Source organism: Kitasatospora sp. NEAU-CNBT7 (assembly GCF_057220535.1).
On sequence record NZ_JBXQQB010000004.1, the window covers coordinates 110,124 to 135,980 of the forward strand.

24 protein-coding genes are annotated in these 25,857 nt (G+C 75.6%); 9 read left to right on the forward strand and 15 right to left on the reverse strand.

What is annotated here, in order from left to right; genetic code table 11:
- Window positions 1-32: 32 nt before the first annotated feature.
- From AC2TEW_RS07220 to AC2TEW_RS07230, 3 genes are all read right to left on the reverse strand, one after another.
- Entirely contained in the window at window positions 33-830 is a 798-nt protein-coding gene (locus AC2TEW_RS07220) for an MHYT domain-containing protein (RefSeq protein WP_484622497.1), read from the reverse strand.
- A 252-nt stretch (window positions 831-1,082) separates the two neighbouring features.
- A complete protein-coding gene (locus AC2TEW_RS07225; protein WP_484622498.1) occupies window positions 1,083-2,432 on the reverse strand; it encodes a cytochrome P450 in 1,350 nt (449 codons plus the stop codon).
- A gap of 98 nt (window positions 2,433-2,530) precedes the next feature.
- Window positions 2,531-3,598 (reverse strand): RNA ligase (ATP), encoded by a 1,068-nt coding sequence (locus tag AC2TEW_RS07230; RefSeq protein WP_484622499.1) that lies wholly within the window; start codon window positions 3,596-3,598, stop codon window positions 2,531-2,533.
- Between the two features lie 243 nt (window positions 3,599-3,841).
- Between AC2TEW_RS07230 and modA the strand changes: the two genes are divergently transcribed.
- Genes modA through AC2TEW_RS07245 form a run of 3 tightly spaced genes read left to right on the forward strand, consistent with a single transcriptional unit; the run spans window position 3,842 to window position 6,626 of the window.
- Window positions 3,842-4,660 (forward strand): molybdate ABC transporter substrate-binding protein, encoded by an 819-nt coding sequence (gene modA / locus AC2TEW_RS07235; RefSeq protein WP_484622500.1) that lies wholly within the window; start codon window positions 3,842-3,844, stop codon window positions 4,658-4,660.
- Window positions 4,661-4,674: 14 nt separating this feature from the next.
- The gene (locus AC2TEW_RS07240) at window positions 4,675-5,511 is read left to right on the forward strand and encodes an ABC transporter permease (RefSeq protein ID WP_484622501.1); all 837 of its coding nucleotides are present in this window, start codon (window positions 4,675-4,677) and stop codon (window positions 5,509-5,511) included.
- Between the two features lie 29 nt (window positions 5,512-5,540).
- Window positions 5,541-6,626 carry an ABC transporter ATP-binding protein gene (locus AC2TEW_RS07245; RefSeq protein ID WP_484622502.1) on the forward strand — a complete coding sequence of 362 codons (1,086 nt, stop codon included), beginning with the start codon at window positions 5,541-5,543 and terminating at the stop codon, window positions 6,624-6,626.
- Here the strand turns inward: AC2TEW_RS07245 and AC2TEW_RS07250 are convergent.
- The 3 genes from AC2TEW_RS07250 to AC2TEW_RS07260 all read right to left on the reverse strand — a co-directional run bounded on the left by AC2TEW_RS07250 (window position 6,614) and on the right by AC2TEW_RS07260 (window position 11,354).
- Window positions 6,614-7,708 (reverse strand): Fic family protein, encoded by a 1,095-nt coding sequence (locus tag AC2TEW_RS07250; protein ID WP_484622503.1) that lies wholly within the window; start codon window positions 7,706-7,708, stop codon window positions 6,614-6,616. The two genes, AC2TEW_RS07245 and AC2TEW_RS07250, sit on opposite strands and share 13 nt — an antisense overlap.
- Complete coding sequence (locus AC2TEW_RS07255) at window positions 7,708-8,301, reverse strand: DUF6426 family protein (protein WP_484622504.1); 594 nt, start codon at window positions 8,299-8,301, stop codon at window positions 7,708-7,710. The genes AC2TEW_RS07250 and AC2TEW_RS07255 overlap by 1 nt, the downstream gene beginning before the upstream one ends.
- A 209-nt stretch (window positions 8,302-8,510) precedes the next feature.
- Entirely contained in the window at window positions 8,511-11,354 is a 2,844-nt protein-coding gene (locus tag AC2TEW_RS07260) for a LuxR C-terminal-related transcriptional regulator (RefSeq protein ID WP_484622505.1), read from the reverse strand.
- A 461-nt stretch (window positions 11,355-11,815) separates the two neighbouring features.
- On the opposite strand from AC2TEW_RS07260, the gene AC2TEW_RS07265 reads away from it, so the two are divergent.
- Window positions 11,816-12,766 carry a DMT family transporter gene (locus tag AC2TEW_RS07265; RefSeq protein ID WP_484622506.1) on the forward strand — a complete coding sequence of 317 codons (951 nt, stop codon included), beginning with the start codon at window positions 11,816-11,818 and terminating at the stop codon, window positions 12,764-12,766.
- A 28-nt stretch (window positions 12,767-12,794) separates the two neighbouring features.
- On the opposite strand, the gene AC2TEW_RS07270 is transcribed toward AC2TEW_RS07265, so the two are convergent.
- Both AC2TEW_RS07270 and AC2TEW_RS07275 read right to left on the reverse strand, forming a co-directional pair.
- Window positions 12,795-13,511, reverse strand: coding sequence for an aminoacyl-tRNA hydrolase (locus AC2TEW_RS07270; protein WP_484622507.1), 717 nt, complete (start codon window positions 13,509-13,511; stop codon window positions 12,795-12,797).
- 20 nt (window positions 13,512-13,531) lie between these two features.
- Window positions 13,532-14,452 carry a hypothetical protein gene (locus AC2TEW_RS07275; RefSeq protein WP_484622508.1) on the reverse strand — a complete coding sequence of 307 codons (921 nt, stop codon included), beginning with the start codon at window positions 14,450-14,452 and terminating at the stop codon, window positions 13,532-13,534.
- A 139-nt stretch (window positions 14,453-14,591) separates the two neighbouring features.
- On the opposite strand from AC2TEW_RS07275, the gene AC2TEW_RS07280 reads away from it, so the two are divergent.
- The 3 genes from AC2TEW_RS07280 (at window position 14,592) to AC2TEW_RS07290 (ending at window position 16,746) form a co-directional block, all read left to right on the forward strand.
- Complete coding sequence (locus AC2TEW_RS07280; RefSeq protein WP_033820842.1) at window positions 14,592-14,963, forward strand: YbjQ family protein; 372 nt, start codon at window positions 14,592-14,594, stop codon at window positions 14,961-14,963.
- Window positions 14,964-15,077: 114 nt separating this feature from the next.
- The gene (locus AC2TEW_RS07285) at window positions 15,078-15,602 is read left to right on the forward strand and encodes a hypothetical protein (RefSeq protein WP_484622509.1); all 525 of its coding nucleotides are present in this window, start codon (window positions 15,078-15,080) and stop codon (window positions 15,600-15,602) included.
- Window positions 15,603-15,639: 37 nt separating this feature from the next.
- Complete coding sequence (locus AC2TEW_RS07290) at window positions 15,640-16,746, forward strand: flavin-containing monooxygenase (RefSeq protein WP_484622510.1); 1,107 nt, start codon at window positions 15,640-15,642, stop codon at window positions 16,744-16,746.
- Between the two features lie 9 nt (window positions 16,747-16,755).
- Here the strand turns inward: AC2TEW_RS07290 and AC2TEW_RS07295 are convergent, their stop codons facing one another.
- From AC2TEW_RS07295 to AC2TEW_RS07325, 7 genes are all read right to left on the reverse strand, one after another.
- Window positions 16,756-17,355, reverse strand: a complete 600-nt coding sequence (locus AC2TEW_RS07295) for a hypothetical protein (RefSeq protein ID WP_484622511.1) — start codon at window positions 17,353-17,355, stop codon at window positions 16,756-16,758.
- Window positions 17,356-17,478: 123 nt separating this feature from the next.
- Window positions 17,479-18,543 carry a 1,2-phenylacetyl-CoA epoxidase subunit PaaE gene (gene paaE / locus AC2TEW_RS07300; protein WP_484622512.1) on the reverse strand — a complete coding sequence of 355 codons (1,065 nt, stop codon included), beginning with the start codon at window positions 18,541-18,543 and terminating at the stop codon, window positions 17,479-17,481.
- Window positions 18,544-19,044 carry a 1,2-phenylacetyl-CoA epoxidase subunit PaaD gene (gene paaD / locus AC2TEW_RS07305; RefSeq protein ID WP_484622513.1) on the reverse strand — a complete coding sequence of 167 codons (501 nt, stop codon included), beginning with the start codon at window positions 19,042-19,044 and terminating at the stop codon, window positions 18,544-18,546.
- Complete coding sequence (paaC, locus tag AC2TEW_RS07310; protein WP_484622514.1) at window positions 19,038-19,919, reverse strand: 1,2-phenylacetyl-CoA epoxidase subunit PaaC; 882 nt, start codon at window positions 19,917-19,919, stop codon at window positions 19,038-19,040. Before paaC ends, paaD begins: the two co-directional genes overlap by 7 nt.
- Before the next feature lie 16 nt (window positions 19,920-19,935).
- Window positions 19,936-20,229 carry a 1,2-phenylacetyl-CoA epoxidase subunit PaaB gene (gene paaB / locus AC2TEW_RS07315; protein ID WP_033820836.1) on the reverse strand — a complete coding sequence of 98 codons (294 nt, stop codon included), beginning with the start codon at window positions 20,227-20,229 and terminating at the stop codon, window positions 19,936-19,938.
- Window positions 20,222-21,193, reverse strand: coding sequence for a 1,2-phenylacetyl-CoA epoxidase subunit PaaA (gene paaA / locus AC2TEW_RS07320; protein WP_484622515.1), 972 nt, complete (start codon window positions 21,191-21,193; stop codon window positions 20,222-20,224). The genes paaB and paaA overlap by 8 nt, the downstream gene beginning before the upstream one ends.
- Before the next feature lie 277 nt (window positions 21,194-21,470).
- Window positions 21,471-22,931 (reverse strand): M20 family metallopeptidase, encoded by a 1,461-nt coding sequence (locus AC2TEW_RS07325; RefSeq protein WP_484622516.1) that lies wholly within the window; start codon window positions 22,929-22,931, stop codon window positions 21,471-21,473.
- A 787-nt stretch (window positions 22,932-23,718) separates the two neighbouring features.
- Here AC2TEW_RS07325 and AC2TEW_RS07330 point away from each other — a divergent pair.
- Window positions 23,719-24,726, forward strand: a complete 1,008-nt coding sequence (locus tag AC2TEW_RS07330) for an aldo/keto reductase (RefSeq protein ID WP_484622517.1) — start codon at window positions 23,719-23,721, stop codon at window positions 24,724-24,726.
- 51 nt (window positions 24,727-24,777) lie between these two features.
- Window positions 24,778-25,365, forward strand: a complete 588-nt coding sequence (locus tag AC2TEW_RS07335; RefSeq protein WP_033818611.1) for a TetR/AcrR family transcriptional regulator — start codon at window positions 24,778-24,780, stop codon at window positions 25,363-25,365.
- Window positions 25,366-25,857 lie beyond the last annotated feature (492 nt).

The following is a 25,857-nucleotide window of genomic DNA, read 5'->3' on the forward strand; positions in this document are numbered from 1 at the left end:
CTGCCTTTCGGGGTGGCGGTGGGTGGGCGGGCTCAGGCGGCGCGGTCGAGTCCGGTGGCGCGCAGGTCCTCGACGGCGAGTTCGCCGGCCTCCCGGTAGGCGGCGCGTTCCTGGGCGCTCGGGGAGAGGGCGACGAACGCGGAGGTGAGGAAGAGGAAGGAGCCGAGGCCGACCGCGAGCGGGAAGATGAACTGCATCGGGGTGGCGCCGTCCAGGGCGGTGCGGGCGGGGTCCAGGTGGGCGTGGACCGCGGCCATGCCGGTGTAGTGCATGCTGCTGACCGCGAGTCCCATCACCAGGGCGGCGCCGCCGGCCGCGGGCAGGGTGCGGATGGTGAGGGTGGCCCAGAGTGCGGCGGTGGCGGCGCCGATCGCGATCACGACGGACAGCGCGACGGTCCCGGGTGCGTAGGAGAGGGTGCCGTGCAGGCGGACGGCGGCCATGCCGAGGTAGTGCATGGCGCTCACGCCGACGCCGGTGACGGTGCCGCCGGCCAGCAGGGCGCGGCCGCGGTGGCGGCCGTGGCCGACCGCGAGGACGCCGAGGCCGACCACCAGGACGGCGACCAGCAGGCTGAGCAGGGTGAGCGGCACGTTGTAGCGCAGTTCGGTGCCGTCCACGGTGAATCCGAACATGGCGACGAAGTGCATCGTCCAGATCCCGGTGCCGATCGCCGCGGCCGCGGTGAGCAGCCAGTTCCGCCGCGAGGGGCCGGTGGCGGCGAGCGCCCGCAGGGTGCAGCGCAGGCCGAGCGCGGCACCGGTGCAGGCCATCAGGTAGGAGAGGGTCGGGGTGAGCCAGCCGACGCTCAGGTGGTCGATCGTTCCCATCGGGGCCTCCGCACGTCGGGTCATATGCCCGGCGCATGTGCGCTTTCGTTCTCGGATGCGCTGGACGCTACCGAGCGTTGAAAGATGCTCACCCGAACATGCGAAAAGCCGCCCGTGCCAAGGGTCGGCTGTGCTCGAATGGTGCCCCCCTGTGGGCGGCGCGCGGGCCCCGCCGTTGTGCGCCCCCGCGTGCGACGGCCGCGCGGAACGGCCGAGGGCGCACGGACAACACGCCCGTACGCCCCGCCCGCGTCACCCCCGCCTGGTCAGGCCTATCCGCACCGGGCCGCCGATCTCCAGCGTGATCCCGTGCGCGAGCCGTATCTCGGTGTCGACCGCCGAGACCTCGAACTCCCGCAGCAGCACCGCCAGTCCGAGCACCGACTCGAGCATCGAGAAGTGCTGGCCGATACAGGCCCGCGGACCGCCGCCGAACGGGAACCACGCGTAGCGGTGCCGGCGCGCCTCCCGTTCGGGGGTGAAACGCTCCGGGTCGAAGCGCTCCGGGTCCTCCCAGTGGTCGGGGTGGCGCTGCGTCACGTACGGGGCGACCAGGACGTCCGCACCGGCCGGGATCGCGACACCGTCCACCACGCAGGCCGCCGCCGCGCGCCGGCCGATCACCGGGGCCGCCGGGTAGAGCCGCATCGCCTCCTTGAGCACCCGGGTCAGGTACGGCAGCGACGCCAGGTCCTCGGCGGTGGGCGGGCGGCCGCCGGCCAGCACCGCGCGCGCCTCGGCCCTGGCCCGCTCCTGCTGCTCGGGGTGGCGGCCCAGCAGGTGCAGCGCGAAGGTGAGCGAGGTGGCGGTGGTCTCGTGGCCGGCCAGCAGGAAGATCAGCACCTGCTCGCGCAGTTCGGTGGCGTCCAGCGCCTCGCCGCCCTCGCCGCGCGCCTCGGCCAGCAGTCCGAGCAGGTCGTCCGAACCGCGCCCGGCGCGGCGGGCGATGATGTCGTCGCAGACCCGGTGGAGCGCCGCCTCGGCGGCCGCCGCCTCCCGGTTGCCCGGGGTCGGCCAGCTGCGCGGGGTGCGCAGCGGGGACAGCGCCCGCCCGCGCACGTGGCGGCCGAGGACCGGGAAGGCCGTGCGCACCACGTCGATGGCGGCCTCGACGTCGGCGCCGAACAGGATCCGGGCGACCGTGCGCAGCGCGAACCGGGACATCTCGTCGGCCGCGTCCACCACCGCGCCGGGCACCCGCGCCCAGCGTTCGGCCAGCAGGGCGGACTCGGCGGCGACCGCCCGGGCGTAGCCGTCCACCCGGCGCCGGGTGAACAGCGGCTGGACCAGCCGCCGCTGGCGCAGGTAGTCGGCGTCCTGGGAGGTGAGCAGCCCGTTGCCGAAGGACTGCCGGATCTCCTGGTAGAAGGCGTTCTCCTTGCGGAAGTTGGCGGCCTGGGTGGCCAGCACCTGCTGGGCGCCCTCCGGGGAGAAGACCATGTGGAACTCGGCCCGCAGCCCGGGCGGTCCGGCCGAGAACCGGACCACGTCGCCGTGGTCGCGCCGGGCGTCGAGGTACGCCCGCAACGGGTCCCGTTTGAGGTCGAGCATCGAGCCGAGGAGCGGGAGACCGGGCGGGCCGGGAGCGCGGGTGGCCGGCATGACACCTCCGAGCTGGAACGGATGTACGTATCCGCACCACGCTAACTGACGGTTCGTCACCGCAGAAGAGCGCGCCCGGCGCCCGCCGGCCGGCCCGGTCACTCGAACTCGGTACCGCCCTTGCGGGTCAGGTACGCACCGCTGACCACCTTGGCGATGGCCCGGCCGCCGAGCAGCGGGCTGTGCCGCTCGGTGACGGGACGGACCACCACGCCCTCGCGCAGGTGCAGGTCGCGCCCGGAGACGGTCTCCCGGCCGTCGGCCAGCGCCAGCACCCGGTCGGCGTCGAACGGGCCGCTCCACAGCCGGGGCACCAACGGCAGTTCCCCGTCCAGCAGTTCGGCGGCGTCCAGCCAGCGCAGCCGGCCGTCGACGACCGCCGAGACGTCGAACACCGCGTACCCGGGCAGCTCGCCGCCGCCGGCCGCACCGTACGCCAGGTCCTGCACCCCGGTGCCGAACACCTCGCCGAAGACGCCCACCCGGTCGGCGCCGAGCCGCTCGGCCAGCCGGGCCGCCGCCTCGGGGACGCCGTGCGCGCGCACCGCCCGCCAGTAGAGGTTGCGCCCGTCCTCCTTGAGCGCCAGGGACTGGGCGCCGATGCCCTTGGAGGACACCTGCACCTCGCCGCTGCCGGCGTGGAAGGTGAGCAGGCAGCAGGTCCCGTGCAGCTTCTCGGTGACCACCACGGGCTCGCCGGGCTCGAAGACGTCCGGGAAGCGCTTGAGGTTCTCGATGTCCACCCAGGGCAGCAGGTCCGGGGCCGGTTCCACGTCGCCGCTCATCGAGGACGGGACCGGCGGCACCCACTTGACGATGCCGAGCAGTTCGGCGAGGTCCGCGCCGGAGTCGAGGGCCTGCGCCAGGTCGTCCTCGGCGACCGCGCGCGGGCGGCAGACGATGCCCTGGGAGAGCTCGCCGCGCAGCCGCACGGCCCGGACCCGGTCGGCGCGGCTGCCGGCCAGCCGGCCGGTCAGGCCGAGCTCCTCGATCAGCGCGGGCGGCAGCACCGCCTGCTCCGGGATGTACACGGCGAGGTCCCCGGTGCGGAAGGCGCCCTTGGCGACGACCGCGCGGTAGAGCCCGACCTGGGCCAGTTCGAGGGCGTCCGCGTTGGGGTGCTCATGGATCGTCAGCCGTTCGGCGGTGACGCGCAGTGTCGACATTCCGGGTACTCCTCCCCGTCCGGGCGCGGCCCTCGGCCGCGCCGTGCGGACACTCTCCCGGGCGGGCCACCGCGGTGGCCAGGGATTTTCGGCTTGCGCTATCGCACATGCGATCATCCGGGGCCGGTGGTCCTGGCCTGTGCGATGAAACAGGGGATTTTTCGGCGGTATTTGCGACAGTATGATCAGCGTTGCCGCCGTACCCCCGCGCCGTACCCCCGGCGCGGCAGAAGGGGAAATCCCATGAGCTCCATCAGACTCCGCGCCGCGCTCGCCGCCGCCTCCGTGCTCGCCCTCGCCGGCGGGCTCACCGCCTGCGGCAGCGACGCCGCCACCCCGGCCGCGACCGCGTCGGCGCCCGCCGGCAGCTCCACCGCCTCCGCCGCCCCCAAGGCGACCGGCGCGCTGACGGTGTTCGCCGCCGCCTCGCTCAAGGAGTCCTTCACCGAGCTCGGCAAGAAGTTCGAGGCCGCCAACCCCGGCGCCAAGGTGACCTTCAACTTCGGCGGCAGCTCCGCCCTCGCCCAGAGCATCAACTCCGGCGCCCCGGCCGATGTGTTCGCCGCCGCGAGCCCGGCCACCATGAAGACCGTCACCGACGCCAAGGGCGCCGAGAGCTCCAAGGTCTTCGTCCGCAACACGCTCGCCATCGCGGTGCCCAAGGGCAACCCCAAGCACATCACCGGCCTGGCGGACCTCACCGGCGTCAAGGTCGCGCTGTGCGCCAAGGAGGTGCCCTGCGGCTCGGCGGCCGTCACCGCGCTCGCCGCGGGCAGCGTCAACCTGACCCCGGTCACCCTGGAGCAGGACGTCAAGGGCGCCCTCACCAAGGTCGAGCTGGGCGAGGTGGACGCCTCCCTCGTGTACAAGACCGATGTGAAGGCCGATGCTGCGAAGATCGACGGCGTGGACTTCCCCGAGGCCGCCAAGGCCGTGAACGACTACCCGATCGCCGCGCTCACCAAGGCCCCCAACGCCTCGGCCGCCGCCGCCTTCGTCGCCTACATCCAGTCCGCCGAGGCCACCCAGGTCCTGACCGCGGCCGGCTTCCAGACCCCGTGACCCTGTCCGGACCCGTGCGCAAGGCAGCACCGGACACCGGCGGAGCGCCGGCGGCCACCCCCCGCCGAAACTCCCACCCCACCCCCCCACCACCGCTGCTGCCCGCGCTGCTCGGCCTGGTGTTCCTGGTCCTGCCGCTGGTGGGGCTGCTGGTCCGGGCGCCGTGGAGTTCGCTGCCCGAGCAGCTGACCAGCACCGAGGTGTGGGAGGCGCTGCGGCTGTCGCTGATCTGCGCCACCTCGGCGACCGTGGTGTCGCTGGTGCTCGGGGTGCCGCTGGCCTGGCTGCTGGCCCGTACCGAGATCCCCGGCCGCCGGGTGATCCGCGCCCTGGTCACCCTGCCGCTGGTGCTGCCACCGGTGGTCGGCGGCGTGGCCCTGCTGCTGGTGCTCGGCCGCAACGGCATCGTCGGCCGCTGGCTCGACTCGGCCTTCGGCATCACGCTGCCGTTCACCACCGCCGGTGTGGTGGTCGCCGAGGCCTTCGTGGCGATGCCGTTCCTGGTGATCAGCGTGGAGGGCGCGCTGCGGGCCGCCGATCCCCGGTACGAGGAGGCGGCCGCCACCCTGGGCGCCTCCCGGCTGACCGCGTTCCGCCGGGTCACCCTGCCGCTGATCGCCCCCGGCATCGGCGCCGGCGCCGTGCTGGCCTGGTCCCGGGCGCTCGGCGAGTTCGGTGCCACCATCACCTTCGCCGGCAACTTCCCCGGCCGGACCCAGACCATGCCGCTGGCCGTCTACCTCGCCATGGAGCGCGACCCGGAGGCCGCCATCGCGCTCAGCCTGGTCCTGCTCGCGGTGTCCGTCGCCGTCCTCGCCGGGCTGCGCGAGCGCTGGCTGTCGACCACCTGATCCGGCCCCCTCCCCCAGGAGCCCGCACCATGACGCCGCCGCCCGCACCCGACGCCCGCCCCGCGCTCGACGCCCGGCTGCGGGTCGACCGCACCGCCTTCCGGCTCGACCTCACGCTGACCGCCTCCCCCGGCGAGACGGTCGCCCTGCTCGGCCCGAACGGCGCCGGCAAGTCCACCGCGCTGCGCGCCCTGGCCGGACTGCTGCCGCTGAGTTCCGGTCACCTCCGGCTGGACGGCGTCACCCTGGAGGAGCCGGCCACCGGACTGCACACCCCCGCGGAGGAACGCCCGGTCGGTGTGGTGTTCCAGGACTACCTGCTGTTCCCGCACCTCAGCGCGCTCGACAACGTCGCCTTCGGGCTGCGCTGCCAGGGCCTGCGCAAGGCCGCCGCCCGGGCCGCGGCGCAGCCGTGGCTGGAGCGGATGGGCCTGGCCGAGCACAGTGCCGCCAAGCCCGGCCGGCTCTCCGGCGGCCAGGCCCAGCGGGTCGCGGTGGCCCGCGCACTGGCGGTCCGCCCCCGGCTGCTGCTGCTGGACGAGCCGCTGGCCGCGCTGGACGCCCGCACCCGGCTGGACGTCCGCTCCCAGCTCCGGCGCCACCTGGCGGAGTTCGAGGCGGTGGCGGTGCTGGTCACGCACGACCCGCTGGACGCGATGGTGCTGGCGGACCGGCTGGTGGTGATCGAGGACGGCCGGCAGGTGCAGTCCGGCACCCCCGCCGAGATCGCCCGCCACCCGCGCACCGACTACATCGCCCGGCTGGTCGGCCTCAACCTCTACCGCGGCACCGCCGCGGGCCGCACCGTCACGCTGCCCGACGGCGGCCCGGAACTGGTCACCACCGAGGAGCTCACCGGCGAGGCCTTCGTCGCCTTCCCGCCCGCCGCGGTCACCCTGCACCGGGAGCGGCCCGACTCCAGCGCCCGCAACGTCTGGCCCGCCACCGTGGACGGCCTCGACCTGCACGGCGACCAGGTCCGGGTCGACCTCTCGGGCGCGCTGCCGATGGCCGCCGACCTCACCCCGGCCGCGGTCGCCGACCTCGACCTCGCCCCGGGCTCCGCGGTCTGGGCCGCCGTCAAGGCCGCCCAGACCCGCGCCTACCCGGCCTGATCCCCGGCCCGGTCCCCGGCCGGGTCGGCGTACGGGGCGTCCAGCACCGCCAGCAGGCCCGGGTGGATCAGTGCGCCCGGCAGCCGCGGGTGCGGGGCGAGGATCCGGGCGGCCCGCAGCGCGGCCAGCGCCGGCGCCGGATCGTCCGGGATCCGGCCGCGCAGCCATTCGGCCGACAGCGCCGGGGCGTAGCGCAGCTGCCCGAGCACGGCGAGCGCCGCCGGATCACCCGCCACCCGCTCCTCGGCCGCGCCGAGCAACTCCCGGAAGGCGGCGATGGTCGCGCACCGGTGCCGGGCGGTCTGCGTCACGGCGCGGGCGAACAGCTCGCCCCAGCGGGCCCAGTCACCGTCCGCCGCCGCGACGATCGCCTCGTCCTGCGCCGCGTGGTGGACCTGCGCCCAGCCGTCCAGGTCGAGCAGCAGGCCGGGCAGCAGGCCGGTGCCCACCAGGTCGCACTGGGCGACCAGCCGGGCGATCCGGCCGTTGCCGTCGGGGAACGGGTGGACGGTGAAGAGCCGCAGCATGCCGAACGCGGCGGCGTCCAGCGCCGGGGAGGCACCGGCGACCGCCCACCGGTACCAGCGTTCCAGCTGGCCGTGCAGCGCCCGGCCGGGCGCCACCGCGATCACGAACCGGCTCCCGTCCGGCCAGCTGACCCGGGCGGTGGTGCGCCGGAACCCGCCCGGGCCCGGGATGTCCGGGTCGGCCGCCACCAGCAGGCGGTGCAGCTCGGCGAGCGCGTCCGGGGTGAAGCACGGCCGGCGCCCGGGGCGTTCCAGCAGCTCCGCGCGGACCGAGCCGACCGCCAACCGCCCGGCCGCGACGCGCTGTTCGGCGGCCGAGGCGAGCTGCCCGGCCAGCCGGGCCGGGTCGGTGCCGGCCACCAGGGCGTGGTGCAGCCGCGCCCGCGGCCGCGGGCGGTGGAACAGGTCCGGGTCACCGAGATACCCGGCGGCGGCCCGCAACCCGGCCAGCGCGGCCAGCGCCTGCTCGCGCGCCGCGGCGGGCACGGCCTCGGCGCCCGGGGGCGGCACGACGGGCCGGACCCGTCGTGCCGCCCCGGGCGGTGCTGAGGTCATCAGCACGCGTGGTCGGTGACCACACCGGTCGGCGCGGTCACGTTGACGTAGTCGACGTGCTGGTGGCCCAGGAAGTCGTACGTGGTGATCTGGTACACGTTGGTCTGGATCTCGACGAACACCCCCAGGCTCTGGCCCGGGTTGAGCGTGGCGTCCAGGGTGTGCGTGCGGGTCACCGAGGTGTTGACCTCGGCGCCGAGCGAGGCCTTCAGCGCCGTGAGCGCCTCCGAGGAGATGCTGGCCGTGACCTTGAACGAGGTGTTGTACTGCACCGACGTGGACAGCCGCTCGGGGATGGTGTTGGTGTTGCGCCGGCAGAACTCCTGGTCCTCCCAGGTCTGGCCCTTGCTGTAGACGACCGCCGTCGCCCCGCTGCCGCCGCCGCCCCCGGGGAAGATGACGCCGGGGCCGGGGCCCTCGGGCTGCGGGTGGCCGATGACCACGATCGTGTCGTCCGGGTCGGTGTTGTCCCACGGGTCGCAGGACGTGTAGCAGTCGCTGGCGAAGGCCGCCTGCGGCAGGGCGATCGCCGGGACGGCGGTGAGCACGGTGACCCCGAGGGCGACGGCGCCGAAGGCCTTCCTGAGCTGCATGGGTGACTCCACGGTAGAGGTGCGAGGGTGCGGGGGTCGCGGCCCGGGGGCCGCCCCGCCGCGGACGAGTCTCGCCGCGGCTCCGCTCCCCCGACATCCGTAGACCTACGCAACCGGACTACCGAACTCCGGGCCGTACCCGCCGGCGTGGGCGCCCGGCGCCGTGCGGATGCGGACGCGGGAGCGGCCCGCGCCGTCGGCCCGCGCCGTCAGCCCGCGCCGGACGGGCGGTGCAGGAGCCGCGCCAGGGCGAGCCGGGAGCCGACACCGAGCTTGCGGTAGGCGCTCCCGAGGTGGGTGTCGACCGTCCGCGGGCTGAGCACCAGCCGCTCGGCGATCAGCCGGCTGGGGAGCCCGGCCGCGGCGAGTTCGGCCACCTCGCGTTCGCGCGCGCTCAACCCGGCGACCGGGCTCGGGGCGGACGAGCCGGGCGGCCCGGCCGCGACCAGTGCCGCACGCATCCTGGCCCCGTCCTCGCACAGCCGCAGCGCCCCGCACCGCCGCGCCCCCTCGATCGCCTCGTCGAGCTGGCCGAGCGCCGCCGCGGGGCCGTGTGCCCGGGCCGCCGCCGGGGTGGCCGCGAGTACCGTCCAGGCGTGCAGGACCGGCATCCGCAGCGTGCGGAACGCGCCCGCCGCCGCGGTCGCCAGCTCCGCCGAGCGCCCGTGGTCGCCCTCGGCCGCCGCGAGCGCGGCGCCCGCGCGGTCGGCCTGGGCCTGCTGGAAGGCCGGCCGGCCCAGCCCGCCGGCGGCGGCGTCGGCGGCGCGGGCGCTGCGCCGGGCGAGACCCAGGTCACCGCTGTGCACCGCCGCCGTCGTCATCAGCGCCAACAGCGAAGGGCGGGAGGCCGGTTGGAGCGGTGCGAGGTCCTCGCCGCCGCCCTCCAGCAGGGTGCGCAGGCAGTCCTGCGGGTCGCCGCCGACCAGCCGGGCCAGGGCCAGCAGTCCGAGCGCGGAGCCGCCCCACCAGCCGGTGCCGGGCACGGTGTGCCGCAGGCCCCGCTCGGCCAGGGCGACGGCCTCCGGGGTACGGCGCGCGGGCAGCGTCCAGAGCAGCGCGGAGGCGCGCATCGCCATCGCCAGCCCGACGGCGTCGGGGGCGCCGAGCTCGGTGCCGAGCCGCTCCGCCTCCCGGGCGTGCCGCTGCGCCAGGTCGAGCCGGCCGGCCCAGTTCTCCAGCGTGGACAGGCCGATGAGGTGGTTGACCGCCACGTGTTTGTGCGCGCCGCCGCCCGCGACGGCGAGGCCGCGGCTGAGGTGGCGGTGGGCGTCGGTGAAGCGCTCCAGGTAGAGCTCGGCGCAGCCGAGCAGGGCCAGCACCTCGGGGGCGCGGCCCGCCACCGTGTCGGGCCGGGCGTCGACCAGGTGCCCGCAGCGGACGACCTCGGGCCCGACCCGGGCGAGGTCGCCGGCGTAGCTGTCGCAGAAGGCGGCCAGGACGCGCAGCGCCGTCCGGTCGTCGGGGTCGGACCCGAGGTCGTCCGCTGCGGCAGCGGCGGCCTCGTGGGCGAGGGTGCGGACCTCGGCCGCGGTGCCGCGCAAGGCGTGCACCAGGCCGTGGTCGAAGACCAGTTGGACGGTGTCGGCGGGCAGTGGGGCGGGCAGCGGCCGGGGCAGGGTGTCGATGACGGTCCGGGCCATCGCGTCGGCCTCGGCGTAGCGTCCGAGCAGGCGCTCCACCTCGACGCAGACGGCCAGGGCCGCGGTGCGGCGCGGTTCGGGCAGGCCGCCGGGCGTGCGCAGGAGTTCGTGGGCGAGGGTGCGGGCCTGCTCCAGGCGGCCGGCGGCGGTGAGCGCCCGGCAGCGTTCCAGGCCGAGCGCCACCCGGGGTTCGGCGCCGGGACCGGCGGCCGGCAGGGCGGCGAGCGCGGCGCCGAGCCAGCGGGCCGCGGTGGCGGGCGCCGAGGCGTAGACCTCGGCGGCGCCTTCGGCGAGCACGGTGACCAGGTCGGGCCGGTCACCGCCGAGCAGGGCGTGCTCGGCGTGCCGGGCCCGGGCGGCGGCGCCGGCGTGCCGGGCCTCCAGCAGGGCGAGGGCCCGGCGGTGGGCGTGCAGCCGCGCACCGGGGGCGATCCGGTGGTGCACCAGGTGGCCGAGGACGGGGTGACGGAAGCTCAGGTCGCCCGCCGGGCCGCCGGGCCTGAGCAGGTCCGCGCGGGTGAGCTCGGCGACCGCCTCGGCGGTGCGGTCCGGATGGTGCCCGGCCACCTGGGCGAGCTCACCGAGCAGAAACGTTTCGCCGAGGACGGCGGCGGCCGCCAGCACCTCCGTCGCCACCACCGAGAGCGCGTCGAACTCGGCGATCAGCGGCGCCGCGGCGCGCAGCAACGGGCCCGCGGCCCCCGCCGCCCGTTCGGGCCACAGCTCGGGGTCGGCCCCGGCGGCCAGCAGGACGCGCAGGATCCGCGGGTTGCCCGCGGCGGCGGCGCGCAGCCGTTCGGCCTGGTCGGCCCCGCGGGCCGCGCGCCCGTCGGCGGCGGCCTCGGCGAGGACGGCGGCGACGGCGGCGGCATCCAGCGGCGCCGGCTCGATCCGGTGCAGGGTGCCCGCCTGCTGGGCCTCGTCGAACGCGGCGAGCAGGGCGGGCGGGGCCTGCCGCGGACGGTGCGCCAGCGCCAGCAGGTACGGCGGCCGCTCACCGACCAGCCGCTCGGCCAGCCGGACCGAGGCGGGGTCGCCGTGGTGGAGGTCGTCCAGGATCAGGACCGCCCCGGGGCCGCACCCCCCGTCCGGCGAGCGCAGCGCCCGCAGCAGGTCGCGGTCGGCGGCGGTGTCCCAGGACGGCCCGCCGGGCCCGGGCGCTCCGGCGTCGTCCCAGGCGTCGCGGAACAGCTGGTACGGCTTCGCGTCCTCGGGGCGGGCCCGGGCTCGCAGCACGGCGGCGCCGCGGTCGGCCGCCAGCCGGGCGAGCCGGTTCAGCAGGGCGGTCTTGCCGATGCCGGGATCGCCCGCGATCTCCAGTACCGCGCCGCGACCCGCACCGAGCTGCTCCACCGCCCGTGCGAGCACGGCGAGTTCGTCCTGCCGTCCGGGTAATGCCGAAGCAGCCGACACGGCCGCCCCCTCTCCGCCGCCCTCCGGGACCACCTGCGGGGATGCTAGCGATCTTCACAAGAGCTTGACAAGGCTCGCCCGTCGGTCGCGGCGCCCCGGCCGGGCCCACCGGGTCGCGCCCGGCGCGCTAGGCCGTGTCTGACAATTCCCGCCGGGCGCCCGACGCCGTGCATCCCGCCTGGACGCACCGACGAAGCGCCCAAGTACGACCCAGTACGAGGGCGCTCCGCCGGCACGCCCAGCCGGGCGCCCAGCGCCGCGCGCTGATCCGACGCGAATTGTCAGACACGGCCTAGGCTGGCGGGCATGCCGCAGACCGTTCTGCCACCTCCCGCCGCCTGAGCGGGCGGCCAGGCCACTGAGGACCACTCCCGGGTGATCACGCCCCGGGCCGGTCGGTGCTGCCCGCGTACGGGACCCCAGCAACCGACCCCTTTCGTCTTCGGTGGGAGAACCACACCATGTCGGCTTCCCGTGCCCTGCCCGTCGGGCGGGCCCTGCTCTACCTCGTGCTGTCCGCGACCGCCTGGGGGACCGCCGGCGCGGCCGCCGCGCTGCTCTACGGCCACAGCGGCCTCGGCCCGATGGCCCTGACCTTCTGGCGCTCGGCGGGCGGGGTGGCCCTGCTGCTCGCCGTCCGCCGGTCCGCCGGCCGGCCGGTGCCGGCGGGCCGCCCTGCCCGCGTCCCCCGCCCCGCGCGGCTCACCCGGATCCTGGTGAACGGTCTAGGGCTGACCCTGTTCCAGGCCGCGTACTTCCTCGCCGTCCAGCGGACCGGGCTGGCGGTCGCCACCGTCGTCACGCTGGGCGCGGCACCCGTCATGATCGCCTCCGGGGCCCGGCTGACCATGGGTGAGCGGCTCGGCGGCAGCGGGCTGCTGGCCGTCGGCGGCGCGCTCGGCGGGCTGGCGGTGCTGGTCCTCGGGGACGGCGGCAGCGGCCGGGCCGACCTGACGGGCATCGGCTGGGCCCTGCTGTCGGCCGCCGGGTACGCGTGCATCACGCTGTACACCCGGCGGCTCGGGCGCAGCGGCGGCGGTGACGGCCCGTACGCGACCACGCTGTGGTCGTTCACCGTCTGCGCCGTGTGCATGCTGCCGTTCGCGGCGGCGGAGGGCCTGTGGCCGGACCCGGCCGGGCTCGGCCGCACGCTCGCGCTGCTGGCCTACCTCGCGGCGGTGCCGACGGCGCTCGCGTACGGGCTGTACTTCGCGGGGGCGGCCGTGGTGCGGGCCACCACCGCCTCGGTGGTGGCCCTGATCGAGCCGGTCAGCGCGACCGTGATCGCGGTGCTGCTGCTCGGCGAGCGGCTCACCGCGGCGACGGCCGCCGGGACCGGCGTGCTGCTGGTGTCGGTCGCCGGGCTGGCGCTGGCCGAGGCCAGGCCGGCGCGCCGGGCCCGGCCGGCCTGACCGGCCGCCCCGTACGGCAGCCGTACGGTCAGCCCTCCCGCAGGGCCGGGTGGTCCGCGACGACGGTGCAGCTGCCGGGGGCGATCTCGGTGAAGCCGGCGTCGCGGACCAGCGGCAGGCCGCTCGCCGTGAGCTCCGCCCAGGCCGCCGGGGTGGCCGTCCGCACGGCCAGCGCGAAGCCCGACTCCGCCCACTCCTTGCGCTGCCCGCCGTCCAGCCGCCACCAGGCGAGCTGGGCGGCGTGGCCGGTCTGCGCCATGGTCTTGCCCGCGCTCATCTCCAGCTCGGGGTTGAGCCACAGCACGGGGGTGCCGGGCTGCGGCTCGGCGGGCTCGCCGGCCTCCTCCAGGTCGGTGCCGGAGACCTGCAGCTTGGCCAGCTCCTTCGGCCAGCCGTCCAGCGGCACCGGCGGGAACACCCGGACCTCGGCGGTGGCGCCGGTGACGGTGATGCCGGGCAGGTCACCGGCCTTGCGCCACTCGCCGCCGCGGGCCCGGCGGACCACCTTGCGGATCCGGGCGTCCTCCCAGGCCGCGACCCGCTCGGACCACTCGCCGTCGGCGCCGGTCACCCGCGGGTCGGCGAGCAGGGTGAGCACCGCCCGCGCGGAGGTCTCCAGGGCGTCGGTCCTGGCGGGCGGGTCGGTCCGCTCCAGGCGGACCACCAGCGGGAGCACGAACTGCTCCCTGCCGTCCCGGTCGGCGGGCTCGTCGGGGGTGCCGGGTGCGTCGAAAGGTGAACTCACCCGACCAAGAATGCCAGGGGTCAGCGGCGGTGGCCGCGCCCGGGGTCGCGCTCCTCGGCGTCCTCGTAGGACAGGAACCAGCCCTCCGGGTGGGTCGCGGCCAGCAGCTGCTCGGTGCGCTGGAGGGCGTCGAGCTCGGCATCGCCGTCGTCCGGGCCGAACACGCCGAACAGTTCGTCCGCGCAGCCGTCCCAGTCGTAGTCGTACAGGTCGGCGGGCAGGTCGCCCATCATGTCCGCGACGGACTCCGGCTGGGCGCCGAGCAGGGCCCGGGCGTCGGCCAGGGCCATCCGCAGCGCCAGCTCCTCGGCCAGGCACCGGGGCAGCGGCCACTCGCCGAGTGCGAGGTCGTCGGCCAGGTCGTCGAAGGTCCGGGCGAGCGTGCGGCGCCAGGCCCGGTGCAGGTTCCAGGTGCGCTGCGGCAGCCGGGAGAAGACCGCCCAGTCGCTCTCGTCGGCGTCGGTGACCGGCTCGTCGAGGTGCTCGTCCAGGTCGTCGTAGGCGGCGTCGGCGAGGCCGATCAGCTGGGTGTGCAGGAGGCAGGCGGTGCGCGGGGTGAGGGTCCAGTCGCCGCCGTCGCCGTCGTCGGTCTCGAGCGGGAACAGCTCGGCGAAGTCCGGCGCGAAGTCGTCGGTGATGCTGATCTCCAGCGTCCCGCCGAGCGCCTCGATGCCGGGGATCGCCGCGACCAGCCGGTCCGGGTGGAGCAGGGCGCCCAGCGCGGCGTTCGGGTCCTCGGAGACCTCGCGCAGCAGCTCGGCGCGCTGCCCGTCCGGGTCGATCCCGGTGAAGTCCAGCTCCCCGACGGCGGCCTGCGCGGCGGCGCGCAGGGCCGGCCAGTCGGTGATCCGGATGCCGAGCACCACCGTCGCCTCGATGTCCTGCGCGCCGGACTCCTCCGCCGCGCCCGGCCCCTGCGGATGATCGCTTCGCTCGCCCATGCGCCTACAGTACGGCCCCCGGGGGCCCCGGATCACCGGTGCGTACCGGGTTCTTCGGGCGGCCGTCCGCCGCCGTGGCGCGGTGGGCCGTCCGGCGCGTCAGCGGGGAGATGCGGCGTTCATCGGCAAGGGTGGTGCGATGAGCAATCTTGACGACTACGGCGGCGGGCAGCGCCCGTCCGACAACGTGCTGGTGGTCACCACCAACGACGTGCCCGGGTACCGCGTCGAGCGGATCATCGGCGAGGTGTTCGGCCTGACGGTGCGCAGCCGGCACCTCGGCTCGCAGATCGGCGCGGGCCTGAAGTCCCTGGTGGGCGGCGAGCTGAAGGGGCTGACCAAGACCCTGGTGGAGAGCCGGAACCAGGCGATGGAGCGGCTGATCGAGCAGACCGCCGCGCGCGGCGGCAACGCGGTCCTGATGATGCGCTTCGACGTCACCGAGGCCGCCGACCTGGGGACCGAGATCTGCGCCTACGGCACCGCCGCGGTGATCTCCCCGCTGGGCTGACGGGCCGCCGGGCCCCGGGGCCGGGTACCGCCGCGCCGGCGGTGCCCGGCCCCGGCCCGCGCCCGGGCCGGGTCGCCCCGCCGCCCGGGCGTAAGCGCGCCCATAATGCGGACCATGTCACCTCACCGCACCCCCGCCCGTACGGTCCGCGCGGCCGCCGCCGGACCGGCGGCGGTCCTGCTCGCGCTGCTGACGGGCTGCGGCTCCGGGGCCGCCCCGGCGCCCGAGCCGGCCCCGGCCGCGATCGGTTCGCTCTCGGTCCGGAGTCCGCGCTCGCACCTGGAGCTGACCGACGCGGTCCTGCACCGGTCGCCGTCCGGCGGGGCCGAACTGACCGTGACCATCCGCAACGAGGGTTCGACGCCCGAGCACCTCAGCCAGGTCAGCACGGCGGCGGACGGGCGGGCGACGCTCCGGGGCAGCACCGGACCGGAGAACGCGCTCAGCCCGGCCGGCGTGCTGATCCGGCCCGGCGAGAGCGCGGTCTTCGGCGGCGACGGCCCCGGGATCGCCTTCCCCGCCCCCGCTCCCGCCGGATCGGCCGCCGCCACCCCCGCCGGGTCGGCCGAACCGGCCGTCGACACCGTCCTGATCTTCGGGGTGGCCGGTCTGGTGCACCTGCGGGCGGCGGCCGGCTGAGCGGGAACACGCCGAACCGCCCCTATGTTTCACCACCGTGACTGTTTACGGTGCAACCAGTGAGCGGGCGGCGGCCGAAGCGCCGACCGAGGTCGACGTCGTGGTGGTCGGCGCCGGACAGGCCGGGCTGTCGGCCGCCTACCACCTGCGCCGCCGCGGCTTCGAGCCGTACCGCGGCTTCGTGGTGCTGGACGCCGACCCCGCGCCCGGCGGCGCCTGGGCGCACCGCTCGCCCTCGCTGCGGATGGCCACCGTGCACGGCTTCCACGACCTGCCGGACTTCGAGCTGCCCGCGCCCGACCCGGCGGCGCCCGCCCGCGAGGTGGTGCCCGGCTACTTCGCCGCGTACGAGGCGCAGCACGCGCTGCCGGTGGTCCGCCCGGTGCGGGTCGGCGCGGTCCGCCCGGCCGCGGACGGGCGGCTGCTGGTCGAGTCGGACGCCGGCCGGTGGTCGGCGCGGGCCCTGGTCAACGCGACCGGTACCTGGACCAGGCCGTTCCTTCCGCACTACCCGGGACACTTCGCCGGACGGCAGCTGCACTACGCCGAGTACCGGGGGCCGGAGTCCTTCGCCGGGCAGCGGGTGGCGGTGGTCGGCGGCGGCGCCTCCGCGATCCAGGTGCTGTCGGAGGTGGCCGAGGTGGCCGGGACGCTCTGGGTGACCCGCCGTCCGCCGGTGTACCACGAGGGGCCGTTCACGCCGGAGTTCGGGCGCGCGGTGGTGGCGCAGGTCGAGGAGCGGGTGCGGCTCGGGTTGCCGGTCCGCAGCGTGGTCAGCGTGACCGGGCTCGGCCCGTCCGTCGCGTACCGGCGCGCGCAGGAGCTCGGGGCGCTGGAGCGCCGGCCGATGTTCGACCGGCTGACCGAGCACGGGGTCGCCTGGGGCGGGCACGAGGAGCGGGTGGACGCGATCGTCTGGGCCACCGGCTTCCGTCCCGAGGTGAAGCACCTGGCGCCGCTGGGGCTGCGCGGCCCGGGCGGCGGCGGCATCCGGATGGAGGGCACCCGGGCCGCCGCCGACCCGCGGATCCACCTGGTCGGGTACGGGCCGTCGGCCAGCACGGTCGGCGCCAACCGGGCCGGCCGGGCGGCGGTCAACGAGATCGTGAAGCTGCTCGGCGAGCCCGCCCTCGCGGTGCGCTGACCGGGCCGGTCAGGCCCGCAGGTTGCCGAACGCCGTGCTGACGAACGCCGCCAGCTTCGTGCGCACGGTGTCGTCGACGGCGGGGTCGGGCACCCCGTCGTAGTTCACCAGGAGGGTCGCGGTGATCTCCAGATTGCTGTCGCGCGCGACCAGTTGGTGGATCGGCCCGTCGTCGGACCCGGCGGTGTTCCGGAACCGGAACGCCTCCCGCCCGACGCCCTTGACCTCGTCGACCTTGCCGCCGATGGCGTGCTGGGGCTGGTTCTCGGTCCGGTCGAAGGTGAAGGTCTTCCTGGCGAGCGCGACGTCCGGGAGGTAGATCACCTCGACGGTGACCAGGCCGCCGTCGACGCCGTCCCGGCCGTCGAAGTACGACTGGCTGCAGGACGCGGCCGGTGCGCCGCCCGCGCTCCGGGAGGAGGGTTCGGCACCGCGGTGGCGCTCACCCATCGGATCCGTCAGCTCGCCGAACGGCAGATCGTCGCAGATGTCGGTCTTCGCGGTGAAGTCCCCGGGCCCGTCCTTCTCCGGCGCCGGGTCCGATCCGCAGGCGACGGCCAGCAGCACCGACATCAGCGCCAGCGCACGGTACGGCAGAGAGTTTCGCATCCGTTCTCCCCCCAGGGTCGGGACGGTCTGCGTTCACTCAACCACACTGCGCTTCATCTCAGTTGACGAATGCTCAGTTTCATCCGCGGAGGACGGCCGGGGAGTCGCGCGGCCCGGCCGGGATCAGCGGTCGTAGTCGACCGTGACCTTGTCGGAGACCGGGCGGGCCTGGCAGGTCAGCACGTAGCCGGCCGCCAACTCCTTCTCCTCCAGCGCGAAGTTGCGCCGCAGATCGACCTCGCCCTCCACCACCAGCGCCCGGCAGGTGCCGCACACCCCGCCCTTGCAGGCGAACGGCAGATCGGGCCGGGACCGCTGGGCGCCGTCCAGCAGCGAACGGTCCCGGGGCAGCGCCAGGGTGGACGCCCGCCCGTCGAGCACCAGCGTCACCTCGCTCAACTCCCCGTCCGGGACCGCCTCGACGCGCTCGGTGACCGGCTCGTCCTCCGCGTGGAACAGCTCCTGGTGCACCCGCTCGGCGGGCACCCCGAGCCCGGTCAGCAGCTCCTTGGTCCCGAGCACCATCCCGTACGGTCCGCAGAGCCAGAAGTGGCCCACGGCCTCGAGCTGCACCAGGGCGGCGAGCAGCGCGCCGACCCGCTCGGCGTCGAGCCGCCCGCTGAGCAGCTCGGCGTCCCGGGTCTCCCGGGACAGCACGTGCAGCAGCTGGAACCGGCCGAGGTGGCGGTCCTTCAGGTCGGCCAGCTCGTCGGCGAACATCACGGTGTCGCTGCGGCGGTTGCCGTACAGCAGGGTGACCTTGGACTCCGGGTGCGCGGCGAGCACGGAACCGGCGATGGAGAGCATCGGGGTGATCCCGGAACCGGCCGCGATCAGGACGTGCTCCGCGGGCTCCGCCAGGTCCGGTCCGAACAGCCCGCTGGGCGGCATGACCTCGACCCGCTCGCCGACCCGGGCCTCGCGCACCAGCCAGCGCGAGAACAGGCCGCCGGGCACCTCGCGCACCGCGATCCGCAGCGGGCCGCCCACCGCGGAGCAGAGCGAGTAGGAACGGCGTTCGTCGGCGCCGTCCACGATCCGGCGCAGGGTGAGGGTCTGCCCCGGGCGGAACGCGAAGTCCTCGGCGAGCGCGTCCGGCACCTCGAAGGTGACCGCGACCGCGTCCTCGCAGAGCGGCTCCAGGGCCGCGATCCGCAGCTCGTGGAACGTCGGTCGGCGGACGGCCATTCAGATCTCCTTGATCCGGTCGAAGGGCTCCCGGCAGGACCGGCAGCGCCAGAGCGCCTTGCAAGCGGTGGAGCCGAAGCGGGACAGCTCCTCGGTGTCGTCGCTGCCGCAGTTCGGGCAGTGCACCAGGTGCCGGGTCGGGCCGAGCCGCAGCAGGCCCGGACCGGCGGTACGGGCGCCGGTGTGCGGCGGGGCGATCCCCGCCTCGGCCAGCTTGCGGCGCCCGGCCTCGGTGATCAGGTCGGTGGACCACGGCGGGTCGAGCCGCAGCCGGACCCGGACCTCGGCGAACCCCGCGGCGTGCAGCCGGCCGGACACGTCCGCGGCCATCTCGGCGACCGCCGGGCAGCCGGAGTAGGTCGGGGTGATCCAGGCGGTGACCGCGTCACCGTCCTGGTCGACCTCGGCCAGGATGCCCAGGTCGGCAAGGGTGAGCATGGGCAGCTCGGGGTCGGGGACGGCGGCCGCCACCTCCCAGGCGCTGACCCCGGTGGTCACCACGTCGCCCCCGGGTGGGCCCGGGCCAGCACCTGGAACTCGGCCAGCAGCGGGCCCAGCGCCTCGGTGTGCACGCCGTCCCGCCCGGCCCGGCCGCCGACCCGCGCCAGCGGCGGGGTGGTGGGCACGGTCAGACAGGCCTCGCCGATCACGGCGGCCAGCTCCGCCAGCACGCCCTCGCGCAGCTCCGCCGGGTCCACACCGAGCCGCAGCTCCACGGCGTGCGGGGTGAACAGCTCCTCCAGCAGCGGCCAGACGGCGTCCAGCCCGGCCTGCATCCGGGCCGCCGAGTGGGCGGTGCCGTCACCGAGGCGCAGGGTCCAGGAGACCGCGTACTCGTGGTGGTAGGCCAGTTCCTTGGCGCCACGGGCCGCGATGGCCGCCAGCACCGGGTCCGGATGGGTGCTCAGCCGCAGGTAGAGCGCGTGCCGGGCGGTGGAGAACAGCAGCAGCCGGGCGATCGAGAACGCGAAGTCCCCGTTCGGCGCCTCGACCAGCCGGACGTTGCGGAACTCGTGCTCCTCGCGCCAGTAGGCCAGGTCGTCCTCGCTGCGGCCGCTGCCGTCGGCCTGGCCGGCCCGGGTCAGCAGGTGGCGGGCCTGGCCGAGCAGGTCGAGGCCGAGGTTGGCGAGCGCCACCTCCTCCTCCAGCTCGGGGGCGCGGGTGCACCACTCGATCAGCCGCTGGGCGAGGACCAGCGCGTCGTCGCCCAGCATCAGGCAGTACGCGGCGAGGTCGGCGCCGTCCACGCCGGGCGGCACCGAGGTGTCCACGCCGAGCAGCGGGTCGGCGAAGCCGGTGCCGTACGCCCAGCGGGCCTCGCCCTCCGGGTCGGCGCTCGCCTCGGAGAGGTGCAGGTAGACGTGGTCGTCGGTCATGGTCTGCGGTCCCCCGTCAGATGTGCGGGACATCCTCGGGGATGTCGTAGAAGGTCGGGTGGCGGTAGACCTTGTCGCCGCTGGGGGCGAAGAAGGGGTCCTGCTCGTCCGGGGTGGAGGCGGTGATCGCGTCGGAGCGGACCACCCAGAGGCTGACCCCCTCGTTGCGGCGGGTGTAGAGGTCGCGGGCGTTCAGCAGCGCCATCCGGTCGTCCGGCGCGTGCAGCGAACCGACGTGCACGTGGTTCAGGCCGCGCCGGGGGCGCACGAACACCTCGTAGAGCGGCCAGCCGGCCCTGGTCTCAGTCACGATCGGCTCCACGCTCGGCTCTCCGCTTCTGTGCGTACGCCAGGGCCGCCTCGCGGACCCAGGCCCCGTCCTCGTGGGCGGCCCGGCGGCGCTCGACGCGCTGCTCGTTGCACGGGCCCTGCCCCTTGATCACCTGCTTCAGCTCGGACCAGTCCGGCTCACCGAAGTCCCAGCTGCCGCGCCCCTCGTTCCAGCTCAGCGCCGGGTCGGGCAGGGTCACCCCGAGGTGCTCGGCCTGCGGGACGGTCATGTCGACGAACCGCTGCCGCAGGTCGTCGTTGCTGTGCCGCTTGATCCGCCAGGCCATCGACTGCGCGCTGTTCGGCGAGTCGCCGTCCGGCGGGCCGAACATCATCAGCGACGGCCACCACCAGCGGTCCACCGCGTCCTGCACCATCCGGCGCTGCGCCTCGGTGCCGCGCATCAGCGTCATCAGCAGCTCGTAGCCCTGCCGCTGGTGGAAGGACTCCTCCTTGCAGATGCGCACCATGGCCCGGGCGTACGGCCCGTAGCTGCACCGGCACAGCGGGACCTGGTTGCAGATCGCCGCGCCGTCCACCAGCCAGCCGATCACGCCGACGTCGGCGAAGGTCAGGGTGGGGTAGTTGAAGATCGAGGAGTACTTCTGCCGGCCCGAGATCAGCTTCTCGGTCAGCTCGGAGCGGTCGATCCCCAGCGTCTCCGCGGCCGCGTACAGGTAGAGGCCGTGCCCGGCCTCGTCCTGCGCCTTGGCCAGCAGGATCGCCTTGCGGCGCAGCGAAGGGGCCCGGGTGAGCCAGTTCCCCTCCGGCTGCATGCCGATGATCTCCGAGTGGGCGTGCTGCGCGATCTGCCGGATCAGCGTCGCCCGGTAGGCGTCCGGCATCCAGTCCCGGGGCTCGATCCGCTGCTCGGCGGCGATCACCTCGTCGAAATGCGCTTCCAGACCCGGCTCGGCCAGGCCCGTCGCCTCTGTCGCCGTCAATGCACCCACCTCCCGACTGACCGTTCGGTCGGTTCCATTGTGTACGCCGGTGGCACCCCGTGACAAGGCGCCCGGCCGGGGTGCTCGGCGGGGGTGCTCGGCGGGGTGTTCGGCGGGGGTGCTCGGCGGGGTGTTCGGCGGGGACGTTGGGGGCGGCGGGTGCGGCACCCCGCCGGCCCGGGAGCACGGGCTGCCCGGGCCGGGGAGGGACGCCGTACGGGGTCGGAACGGTCGGTGGACCCGGCCGGTCGGAGCCGGCCGGGTCGGACCCGGCCGGTCAGACCCGGTCGCGCAGGCGTGGCAGCGGAACGGCCAGCAGGGTCGTCAACAGGGCGATCCGGGGAGCCACCTGATCGGTGCGGATGTGCTCGTGCCGGGCGTGCGCACCGGCACCGACCCCGCCGAGACCGTCCAGGGTGGGCAGCCCGCGCGCGCCGGCCGCATTGGTGTCGCCGGCGCCGCCCGCCGGGGCACCGTCCACCTGCTGGCCGAGGGCGGCGGCCAGCGACCGCACGTGCCGCAGCAGCAGGTTCCCGGACCGCTCCGGCCAGGCCGGCCGGCTGGAGATCACCTCGGCCCGGACCCGGGCCCCGGGCCGCAGCGCGGTCAGGTGCTGCAGGGTGTCGAGGGTGCTGCGCTGCGCCTCCGCGGTGGCGAACCGCAGTCCGAGCTCGGCCTCGGCCCGCCCGGCCACCACGTTGGCACGGGTACCGCCGGTGATCCGCCCGGCGTTGAGTTCGGTCCCCGGCTGCCGGACCAGCCCGCGGACGGCGACCAGCTGGTCCACCAGCTCGTCGACGGCCGAGACGCCGAGCGCCGCGTCGTTGCCCGCGTGCGCCTCGCGGCCGGTGACCGTCAGCCGGACCCGGGAGGAGCCGCGGCGCGCGGTCTTCACCCGGCCGTCCGGGTGCGAGGGCTCCAGGCCCAGCACGGCGGCGGCGCCCCGGAGGTGGCGCTCGACCAGGATCCGGCCGCTCGGGCTGCCGACCTCCTCGTCGGAGACCACCACCAGGCGGACCGTGCGGTGCGGCCGCTGCCCCAGGTCGGCGAGGAGTGCGAACGCCCCCTCGATCAGTGCCAGCCCGGCCTTCATGTCCAGTACGCCGGGGCCGCTGAGCAGCCCTTCGGACTCCTCCACCGGCCAGTCCGCGAGGGTGCCGACCGGCCACACGGTGTCGTGGTGGCCGACGACCAGCAGATGCGGGAGGTCCGCCCGCCGACCGGGCCACTCCACCACCAGATGGTCGCCGGCCGGGCCGGGCTCACGGACGACCTCGGCGCCGGTGGCCCGGAAGCCCGCGGACAACTCCTCCGCCAGCGCGTCCAGCCGCGGGGCGTCCCCCGACGGGGACTCCATCCGGGCCAGCTCCGCACACCGCCGCCGGACCCCGCCGGCCAGCGTGCGGGCCCGGCTGCCGAGCGCCTGCGGCAGACCAGGGAGCGCCGCCGTCGCGGCGGAGCCCGGCTGGGCCGCCCCCACCGCGCCCGGGCCGGGTGCCGCCGCGACGGTGATCGCGCCGGTGACAGCGCCGGCTGCTGCGGCGGTGACCCCGGTGGCGGCTTCGGCGGTGAGAGCCGCGACGGCTGCGGCGTCGGCCCGACGGGCGGGCCGGGGGGCGGCGCCGCCGTTCCTACTGTCGCCGTCCGGCGCACCATCCCCCGGCTGCCGATCGACGGAGGCGCCACCGGAGGCGGGCGCGGAACCGGTGACCGCCGCGTCGACGGTGTGCGCGGTCATCGGGCACCTCCCGTGCCGACGGTACTCAGCGGATGCGCCGCACCCGCGAAGACCGCGCTGCGGACGGACCGGCGGACCCCGGTGCGCCGGCACCGGAGTGCGGTGCGCTCGAGTCCGGTGCGCTCGAGTCCGGTGCGCTCGAGTCCGGTGCGCTCGAGTCCGGTGCGCTGCGCTCCGGTGCGGCGGCAGGACGCCGGGCTTGGCAACGTCAGGTGGTGCGACCTCGGGTGCGACCTCGGGCTGGGCAACACTGCGTCCTCCTCGCTCGGTCCGGTACCCCGGCTCGGCCCGGGGCCCGCGGACGTCGGCCTCGATACCTCGGTGCGGACGGGCACCGGTGCAGGGCGGGCCGAGAAGCGAGCCTAGAAGATTCGTTCGTCTCCCTGCGAGGTGGCCCGGGTGTTCCACGTCCATCGCGGCCGGTGGCGGGGGCACCCCTCGGGGAATCTCCGGCAGGGGCGGCCGCGCCGAGGCCTGGCGCGGAGCGCGGGTGCGGCCGACGGATCGCACCCGTCTCCACCATGGACCTCGCCCGGCGCTTCAGCACCGCGAACCGCCTCGGCGGGCCCGACTCCACGCCTGATGGGTGACGCGGCTTCGCGGTAACATGTTCGCACTGTCGAATGACAGATATTGAAATCTGTCATCCCACATGCCATAGTTGTCATCAGTCACCCCTCATCCGATGTCCGTCATTCGATGTCCGTCATTCGATGTCCGTCATTCGATGGCCGTCATCCGACGGCCGTCATGCATCCCCAGCCCCACCAGCCCACGGAGCCACCTCATGACCACCGCTCTTGCCCGCACCCCCCTCGGCGCCACCGGCCTCACCACCTCCGTCCTCGGCCTCGGCCTGATGGGCATGTCGGACCTGTACGGCCCGGCCGACGAGGCCGAGTCCATCGCCACCATCCACGCCGCCCTGGACGCGGGCGTCACCCTGCTCGACACCGGCGACTTCTACGGCATGGGCCACAACGAGCTGCTGCTGCACGAGGCGCTGCGCGGCCGCGACCGCGCCGCCGTCGAGATCAGCGTGAAGTTCGGCGCCCAGCGCGGCCCGGACCGGAGCTGGCTCGGCTACGACGCCAGCCCCGCCGCCACCAAGTCGGCCCTGGCGTACACCCTGCGGCGGCTGCGCACCGACTACATCGACGTCTACCGCCCCGCCCGCCTCGACCCGAACGTCCCGATCGAGGAGACCGTCGGCGCCATCGCCGACCTGGTGAAGGCCGGGTACGTCCGGCACATCGGGCTGTCCGAGGTCGGCGCCGACACCCTGCGCCGGGCCGCCGCCGTGCACCCGATCAGCGACCTGCAGATCGAGTACTCGCTGATCTCCCGCTCGCTGGAGGCCGAGGTCCTGCCCACCGCCCGCGAGCTCGGCATCGGGATCACCGCGTACGGCGTGCTCTCCCGCGGGCTGCTCAGCGGCCACTGGCAGAGCGACCGGGAGATCGCCCCGAACGACTTCCGCGGCTACAGCCCTCGTTTCCAGGGCGACAACCTGACCCACAACCTGCGGCTGGTCGAGGCGCTGCGGTGGATCGCCGACGCGAAGGGCGTGAGCGTCGCCCAGGTCGCCATCGCCTGGGTCGCCTCGCGCGGCTCGGACATCGTCCCGCTGGTCGGCGCCCGCCGCCGGGACCGGCTCGCCGAGGCTCTCGGCGCACTGCGGGTCGAGCTGTCGCCGGACGACCTCGCGGCCGTCGAGGCGGCCGTCCCCGCCGGGTCCGCCGCCGGTGACCGGTACGCTGCCGCACAGATGGAGCACCTGGACAGCGAGCGCTGATCACCCCCGGCTCACCGCTCGTGAGAACCGCACGTTAGGACGTACCCCGCCGTGACCACGGAGAGCACACTCACCCCCGAGCAGATCCTGAGCGCGGCCGAGGACGTCCTGCGGCGGTTCGGTCCGGCGAAGGCGACCGTGGTGGACATCGCCCGCGCGCTCGGGGTCAGCCACGGCAGCGTCTACCGGCACTTCCCCAGCAAGGCCGCGCTGCGCGAGGCGGTCACCCAGCGCTGGCTGGACCGCGCGCACCACAGCCTCGCGGCGATCACCGTCGAGCGCGGACCGGCGGCCGAGCGGCTGCACCGCTGGCTGGCCACGCTGTTCGCGGCGAAGCGGGCCAAGGCGCTGGAGGACCCGGAGCTGTTCGCGACCTACATGACGCTGGTCGGCGAGCTGAGCGACACGGTCGAGGCCCACGTGGAGACCCTGGTCGGCCAGCTCGCGGACATCATCCAGGACGGCATCCACCAGGGCGCGTTCCGGCCCACCCACGTCCGGACCGCCGCCCGCGCGGTGTTCCAGGCGACGGCGCACTTCCACGACCCGGCGCACTCCGCCGAGTGGGGCCGGCCCCAGGCCGATGCCGACTTCGAGGCGGTCTGGACGCTGATGCTGCACGGCCTCAAGGGTTCCTGACCCGAGCCGGACACCGGCCGGTGCGGGGACCGAACCCGTTCGCGCCACGGCGCCGGGGACGCCAGGACCAGCGGCCGGACCGCACCCGCCAGCAGTACCCCGCGCCCACCCGGCTCCCCCACCCGACCACCCCGACCCCGGCCCCGGGCGCCGCTCCGGACCCGGCTCCGTACACCGCTCCGGACCCGGCCCCCGGCCGGGCCCCTGGCCGCGGACCGACGACACCGCGATGGCGCTGACCTTCCTCGGGCACCTGGCCGAGCACGGCGAGGCACGGCCGGACGGGCTCGCGCGGGCCTTCGCCGCCCGTGACACCGCCGACCCGGACCGGGGCCACGGTCCGTCGATGCACCGGGGTGCTGCGGCAGATCGACGGCGGCGCGCACTGGCACACCGTCACCACGACGGGCCGGGCCCGGGGTGGCGCCGTCGTGCGCGCGCAGCGCGCCGCCCGTCAGGGCCTGTCCGGCGGATCTTGTCGGATCGGCGTGC

Bases quoted from the DNA above. Each gene is read 5' to 3' on its own strand.
- AC2TEW_RS07295 (WP_484622511.1), bottom strand. From the start codon at position 17,355: ATGCGAAACTCTCTGCCGTACCGTGCGCTGGCGCTGATGTCGGTGCTG.
- paaC (WP_484622514.1), bottom strand. From the start codon at position 19,919: ATGACCGACGACCACGTCTACCTGCACCTCTCCGAGGCGAGCGCCGAC.
- paaE (WP_484622512.1), bottom strand. From the start codon at position 18,543: ATGGCCGTCCGCCGACCGACGTTCCACGAGCTGCGGATCGCGGCCCTG.
- AC2TEW_RS07250 (WP_484622503.1), bottom strand. From the start codon at position 7,708: ATGACCTCAGCACCGCCCGGGGCGGCACGACGGGTCCGGCCCGTCGTG.
- AC2TEW_RS07220 (WP_484622497.1), bottom strand. From the start codon at position 830: ATGGGAACGATCGACCACCTGAGCGTCGGCTGGCTCACCCCGACCCTC.
- AC2TEW_RS07280 (WP_033820842.1), top strand. From the start codon at position 14,592: ATGAGCAATCTTGACGACTACGGCGGCGGGCAGCGCCCGTCCGACAAC.
- AC2TEW_RS07330 (WP_484622517.1), top strand. From the start codon at position 23,719: ATGACCACCGCTCTTGCCCGCACCCCCCTCGGCGCCACCGGCCTCACC.
- AC2TEW_RS07265 (WP_484622506.1), top strand. From the start codon at position 11,816: ATGTCGGCTTCCCGTGCCCTGCCCGTCGGGCGGGCCCTGCTCTACCTC.
- AC2TEW_RS07325 (WP_484622516.1), bottom strand. From the start codon at position 22,931: ATGACCGCGCACACCGTCGACGCGGCGGTCACCGGTTCCGCGCCCGCC.
- AC2TEW_RS07230 (WP_484622499.1), bottom strand. From the start codon at position 3,598: ATGTCGACACTGCGCGTCACCGCCGAACGGCTGACGATCCATGAGCAC.
- AC2TEW_RS07285 (WP_484622509.1), top strand. From the start codon at position 15,078: ATGTCACCTCACCGCACCCCCGCCCGTACGGTCCGCGCGGCCGCCGCC.
- AC2TEW_RS07245 (WP_484622502.1), top strand. From the start codon at position 5,541: ATGACGCCGCCGCCCGCACCCGACGCCCGCCCCGCGCTCGACGCCCGG.
- AC2TEW_RS07275 (WP_484622508.1), bottom strand. From the start codon at position 14,452: ATGGGCGAGCGAAGCGATCATCCGCAGGGGCCGGGCGCGGCGGAGGAG.
- modA (WP_484622500.1), top strand. From the start codon at position 3,842: ATGAGCTCCATCAGACTCCGCGCCGCGCTCGCCGCCGCCTCCGTGCTC.
- AC2TEW_RS07255 (WP_484622504.1), bottom strand. From the start codon at position 8,301: ATGCAGCTCAGGAAGGCCTTCGGCGCCGTCGCCCTCGGGGTCACCGTG.
- AC2TEW_RS07225 (WP_484622498.1), bottom strand. From the start codon at position 2,432: ATGCCGGCCACCCGCGCTCCCGGCCCGCCCGGTCTCCCGCTCCTCGGC.